Below are 6,442 nucleotides of genomic sequence, written 5' to 3'. Positions count from 1 at the left end.
AACGTGTCCCGATCCATGCCCGCCTCCCGCGTTCGGTATCCTTCATGATACCAAATCCGGGAATGCATAGCGAACGCTATTTGAGCCTTTTTTTTTCTGGGAGATGGACTCCGTTCGACGGCGCCGACGCAGAGGCGCCGCGGGGGCGCCCTATCCCCCGCCGGCCGCCACCCGCGCCAGCAGCGAGGCATTGCCGCCGGACGCCGTGGTGTCGATGCTGAGCGCGCGTTCATGGACGAACGCGGCGGCGTCGTCCGGGTCGTCGGTCAGCGGCACCAGCGGCCCGTCGCGCCCGGCCAGGGCCGCCCGCACCGCCCTGACTGTCTCGGCCCCCGCGCCCGACAGCGCCACCACCGCCAGCGCGGGCACGGCCCGCAGGGCCTCCATCTGCGGCCAGCCGTCGAGCGTGGCCAGCGGCGCCTCGGTCCGGCCCAGGGCCGCGCGCAGTGGCCGCAGCACCGCCAGCGGCCCCACCACGGCGCACCCGCAGGCCAGCGCACAAACGGCCTGGCGGATGGCGGGCGCGGCGGACTCGGTGCCGTCCCCCAAACAGAGCGCATCGCCGCGCGGATAGAGCCGGAGCTGATTCGATTCCCCCGTCGGGCCCGGCAGAGTGACCGGCCCGGCATCCAGGCGCGCCGCCGCCGCCAGTCCGGCCCGCCCGGCCTCGGCCGCCGCCGGATCGTCCTCGGCCAGCCGATCCAGGGCCTCGGCCAGCACCGCCGCCCGGTCCGTGCGGGCGGCCCAGGTCGGCGCGGCATGGCAGGCGGCCCGCAGCGCCCCGGCGAGCACATCGGGGCCTTCCGTCCCGGCCTTGAGCGGGCCCGACTCCGCCGCGACCGCGGCCGCGCCCGCCGGTCCCCGCGTGAAGCGCCACAGATAGTGCGGCCCGCCGGCCTTCGGCCCGGTGCCCGACAGGCCCTCGCCGCCGAACGGCTGCACGCCGACAATGGCGCCGATCTGGTTGCGGTTGATGTACTGGTTGCCCACGCGCGCGGCTTCGGTCACCTGTGTCACGCGCGCCTCGATCCGGGTGTGCAGGCCCAGGGTCAGGCCGTAGCCCAGCGCATTCAGGCGCGCCACCAGATCGTCCAGGCCGTCCGCCGGATAGGTCACCACGTGCAGCACGGGGCCGAACACCTCGTGCGTCAGGTCCTCCAGGCGGTCCAGGCGCAGCGCCACGGGGGCCACGAAGGACCCGGTGTCCGGCCACGCGGGCGTGCGGTGGATCAACCGGCGCTCGGCCTCCAGCGCCGCCACATGGGCTTCGATGGCCGCCCGGGCCTCGGGGTCGATGACCGGCCCCACGTCGGTGGACAGCGCCCACGGGTCCCCGACGGCCAGAACGTCCATCGCGCCCTTGAGCATGGTGAGCGTGCGTTCGGCAACGTCCTCCTGCAGGCACAGCAGGCGCAGGGCCGAGCACCGCTGCCCGGCGCTCTGGAAGGCGCTGGCCAGGATGTCCCGCACCGCCTGTTCGGGCAGCGCGGTGGAATCGACGATCATGGCGTTGAGCCCGCCGGTCTCGGCGATCAGCGGGGCCGCCGCGTTGCCGGTGCGCGCCATGGTGCGCTGGATGGCGCGGGCCGTCTCCGTCGAGCCGGTGAAGCACACGCCGCCGATGCGCGCGTCCGCCGTCAGCGCGCCACCGACCACCGCGCCATCCCCCGGCAGCAGGGCGAGCACGTCCGGCGGCACCCCGGCCGCGCGCAGCAGCTCCACCGCCCGCGCGGCCATCAGGCTCGTCTGCTCCGCCGGCTTGGCGATGACCGTGTTGCCGGTCACCAGGGCGGCGGCGATCTGGCCGGTGAAGATGGCGAGCGGGAAGTTCCAGGGCGAGATGCAGACGAACACCCCGCGCGCCCCCCGGTCCGTCGGCAGGTCCCGCGCCCGGGCGGCATAGTAGCGCAGGAAGTCCACCGCTTCGCGCACCTCGCCCACGCCGTCGAGCTGGCTCTTGCCGGCCTCGCGGGTGGCCAGGGCCATCAGTTCGGGCATGTGGTGTTCGTACAGGTCGGCGGCGCGCTCCAGGATCGCCGCCCGCTCGTCCACGGGCCGGTCCGACCAGTCCGGCAGCGCCGCCAGCGCGCCGTCCACCGCCAGCCCGGCCAGATCCGGCCCGGCGTCATGCACGGTGCCCACAATGTCGGAGGGGTCGGCCGGATTCGCGACCGGGCGCGGCTGACCATCGAGCCTCCCCGAACCGACCAGCGGCCGGGCCTGCCAGCGATGCGCGCGGAAGGGCGCGCGGGCCGACTCCAGCGCCGCCACGTCCAGGGGGTCCGTCAGGTCGAGGCCCCGGCTGTTGCGCCGATCCTCGCCGTACAGCGCGGGCGGCGGCGGCACCGCCGGATGGGCGAGGCTGTCCAGCCCGTCCACCACCGCGACGGGATCGGCCACCAGGGACTCGACCGGCAGGCTCTGGTCCAGGATCTGGTTGACGAAGCTGCTGTTTGCGCCGTTCTCCAGGATGCGGCGCACCAGATAGGCCAGCAGGTCCTCGTGAACACCCACGGGGGCATAGATTCGGCAGGGCCTGCCGTGGCGCCGGCGCATCAGATCGTGCAGCGACTCGCCCATGCCGTGGAGGCGCTGGAACTCATAGGGCGCCTCCGCCCCGGCCAACTCCAGCACCGTCGCCACGGTGCGGGCGTTGTGAGTGGCGAACTGAGGATAAATCCGGTCGGGCCGCGCCAACAGGCGGTGCGCGCAGGCCACATAGGCGACGTCGGTCGAGACCTTGCGCGTGAACACGGGATAGCCCGCCAGCCCCAGCACCTGGGCGCGCTTGATCTCGGCATCCCAGTACGCGCCCTTGACCAGCCGCACGGTGATGCGCCGATCCAGCCGGTCGGCGAGCGCGATCAGGGCGTCGATCAGGGGCAGGCCGCGCGGGCCGTAGCTCTGCACCACCACGCCGAAGCCGTCCCAGCCGGCGAGATCCGGATCGGACAGCACACCCTGGATCACATCCAGCGACGGATCGAGGCGGTCCTGTTCCTCGGCGTCGATGGTCAGACCGATGTTGGCGTCCTTCGCAAGGCCGCACAGGTAGCGCACGCGCTCGATCATCTCGGGCAGGATTCGGCCCGCCTGGGCGGCCTCGTAGCGCGGGTTCAGCGACGACAGCTTGATGGAGATGCCGGGGTTGCGGGTGACGTCGCCGTGCCGGGCCGCCCCGGCGATGCGCTCGATGGCGCCGGCATAGCTGTCGAAATAGCGCCGGGCGTCGGCCGGGGTGCGGGCAGCCTCGCCCAGCATGTCATACGAGTAGGTGTAGCCTTTGGCCTCCAGCGTCCGCGCCCGCTCCATGGCGGCGTCGATGTCGCGGCCCAGCACGAACTGACGGCCCATCAGCTTCATGGCCTCGCCCACGGCGGCGCGGATGACCGGCTCGCCCAGACGCCGGACGGAGCCGCGCAGCGTCTCCATGACGTCCCAGCCCGCCCCGCCCGCGCGCAGCACGCGCCCGGTCAGCATCAGGCCCCAGGTGGAGGCGTTGACCAGCGCCGAATGGGACTGGCCGAGGTGGCGGCTCCAGGCGGCGGGGGCCAGCTTGTCGCGGATCAGGGCGTCGATCGACAGGGTGTCGGGCACGCGCAGCAGGGCCTCGGCGAGGCACATCAACGCGACGCCCTCCTGGTTGGTCAGGCCGTATTCGGCCAGCAGGGATTCCATCAGGCCCGGGGTGGTGTCCTCGCGCAGGGCCTCGACCAGGGCGCGGGCTTCGGCGGAGACCCGGGCCTCGGCGGCGGGGTCGAGCCGCGCCCGGTCGGCCAGGGCGCGGACCACGGCGGTCTCGTCGGCGGGCAGGGCGGCCGCGCGCAGGACGGCGCGGGCATCGTCGAAGGCGGCGGCATCAAGAGGCGCGGCGGCGTCGGGGGCGTGATCCATGGCGCGATCCTCCGGCAGGGCCTGCCCAGCCTAGGACCCGCATGACGGAGGCGCAACAGAGGGGTGTGTCGCTGCGACATTCCGCGCAAGGGGTATTTAAGCCTGTATCAGGGCGCAGAATCGTGTTTGAGTAGCGACGACCAATTGCTGGCGACGGGGAAAGCTCGCCCTGGGCCAGTTCGACCCCGCACAAAGAGAGGACCACCGCCATGGCCTCCGTTCAGCTTCCGTCCGAGTACCGCCGCCCGCCGCTGATGGGCATCGGCGACAGCATGTATCAGGGGGTCCGCTCCCTGACCATGAGCGCGCCGCTGTTCCGGTTTTCGCCGCCGGCCCAGGTGGCCCGCGCCATGGGGCTGAGCCCGGCGGCCTTCACGGTGCCCGATCCGGCCCGGCCGCTCATCATCGACATGGAAGCGTTCATTCGCCTGCTGCCGGACCTGGACGCCATCGACGCCGAACTGGCGAAGAACGCCGACTGGTGGACGCGCGGCCGGCCCACCTCGCCGTCCGGGCGGATGGCGTTCGAGAACATCGCCGTCGCCTCCATGGACATCTCGGACCTGTACGCCTTCGACTGGGACAAACGCACCCGGCAGGCGAACGCCCTGACCACCGCGGCCGCGTCCAGCATCAAGGGCCTGTCCAAGGTCGCGATTCCCGACGGTGGCCTGGGCGATGCCCTGCTGGGGCTCAACGCCGCGTTCACCCTGAACCCGGCCGGGCGCGACGAACTGGCCCGGGTCCAGCCGGTCGATCTGGTCAAGGCCCGCGAACCCAGGATCCTGCTGGTCAACATCGGCAGCAACGAGGGCCTGTTCGATGCCGCGTTCGAGGCCAAACCGGCCCTGACCGACGCCACCGTGAAGGCCATCACGAAAAAGTATGAAAAACTGGCCGAGCATCTGGCCGAGGTCGGCCCGCACACCGAAACCATGGTGTTCAACACGCTGGTGCTGCCCAGCCAGGCGCCGAACCTGATGCCGACGCCGGAGTCGATCTCTTACGACGGCAAGCGCCCCAAGCCGGATGGCTACTTCGAGCGCTACGAGAACCGCATGGGCTTCGGCTACGGCACCCTGACCGGCGCGCAACTGAAAGAGCAGGACGGGCACGTGCGCGCCATCAACGCCGCCATGATGGACGCCATGCGTCGCAAACTGGGCAGCCGGGCCGTGTTCGTCGACCTGGCCGAAAAGATGGCGCACCTCAACCGCAAGCACGAGGGCCTGACCGCGACCAACACCATCAAGGTGACCGCCCGCACCTTCTGGCTGTTCCCCAGCACCTACAGCATTTCCAACATGATGGTGGAAGAGGGGCTGGGAAACCTGTTCCGCTGGGGCGGGTTCTGCGGCCTGGACGGCATGCACCCCAGCGTCGTGGGCTACGGCAAGATCGCCAGCGAGGTCCTGGCCGCCCTGGGCCGGGACCCCACCGCCATCGACTACAGCCGCTGTTTCCGCGAGGACACGCTGCTGTCCAACCTGCCGTGGCTGTGGACGGAACTGATGTTCCTCTACCGCGACTATCGCAAGCTGAAGGGCGGCGGCGAGCGCAGCGCCGACGATCAGGCAAAGGTGGAGGCCCTGGGAACCCTGTCCCGCGCGGCCCCCTGACCGAAGGACGGGGGGCCGGGGGCGGGGCGGCTCGGCCTGCGCATGCGTCCGCGCCCGCGCCAGGACCCGCACGCCCCGCGCCCGTCATCCCCGCGTCAGCTCGAAGATATCGAACTTCTGCACCAGTTCACACCAGCCGCCCTGGCTCATCGGGGCGCGCGGGAAGTCGATTTCAAGCGTCCCGGCCGGCGGCGGGCACATGGCGTCCGAATCCAGCGGGCCGGCCGAGAACCAGAAGACATCCCCGAGCCGTGCGACCTGGACCAGTTGCCACCACGCCAGATCGATCGGATCGGGTTCGTTGCCGACCGGGCCCTCGAACACGAACGTGTGCGTGATTTGCTGGGACCTCGTCATCCCGACTTCCCGCGAGGTGGTGCGGGTGTTGGACCCGGAGTTCTTTTCGGCCCGGGACATCTCTCCGGCGATGCTGCTGCTGATAAAGGGGATGTCCAGCCCGGCGCTGGCTGTGACGGAGTGGCCCGTCTCGACGGACCATTGAGATGCGACCTCTTGCGTGTGGGTCGAGGACATGCTGGTCCCGGTGGCCACCGTATGGGTTTCCGAGGTGGTCGCCGTTCCCTTGGCGATCTTGAGCTGACCGAGCACATGCTCCCAATAGCGAGACACCTCGGTAAAGCGCCCGATGGTCACGTAGAAGCCGTTGTCTTCGTGGTCGTCAATATAGTCGATGGCGTCGGTGGACAGCGCCGTCTTTACGAACGTGGAGGCGTTGCCGTCGAAAGGGGCGAGTCCCGTCACAGCCATGTAAAGGCCGTAAAGAACCTTCTGGTCGTCGTGCAAATTATGGCTTCTATAGTACTTGTCAAAATAGGCCTTGTATCCAGAGATAAGGCTTATCCCTTTGCTTCCGGCGCGATCAACATATCGTAGGAGATTGGGCCTTTGGTGGTGGCGATGCCCAGGAG

Annotated in this window: 3 protein-coding genes; 1 reads left to right on the top strand and 2 read right to left on the bottom strand. The window is 70.4% G+C overall.

Annotation, left to right across the window (positions count from 1 at the left end; all coding sequences use genetic code 11):
• Positions 1-150: 150 nt before the first annotated feature.
• A complete protein-coding gene (gene putA / locus GHC57_RS18485; protein ID WP_153347040.1) occupies positions 151-3,894 on the bottom strand; it encodes a bifunctional proline dehydrogenase/L-glutamate gamma-semialdehyde dehydrogenase PutA in 3,744 nt (1,247 codons plus the stop codon).
• A 209-nt stretch (positions 3,895-4,103) separates the two neighbouring features.
• Here putA and GHC57_RS18480 point away from each other — a divergent pair, with 209 nt between their 5' ends.
• Entirely contained in the window at positions 4,104-5,513 is a 1,410-nt protein-coding gene (locus GHC57_RS18480; RefSeq protein ID WP_153347038.1) for a hypothetical protein, read from the top strand.
• 84 nt (positions 5,514-5,597) lie between these two features.
• Here the strand turns inward: GHC57_RS18480 and GHC57_RS18475 are convergent, their stop codons facing one another.
• Complete coding sequence (locus GHC57_RS18475; RefSeq protein WP_153347036.1) at positions 5,598-6,317, bottom strand: hypothetical protein; 720 nt, start codon at positions 6,315-6,317, stop codon at positions 5,598-5,600.
• Between the last annotated feature and the right edge of the window lie 125 nt (positions 6,318-6,442).

It is taken from the genome of Roseospira navarrensis (assembly GCF_009601025.1).
Lineage (GTDB): Bacteria > Pseudomonadota > Alphaproteobacteria > Rhodospirillales > Rhodospirillaceae > Rhodospira > Rhodospira navarrensis.
This window is presented reverse-complemented; position numbering and strand designations above follow the sequence as displayed.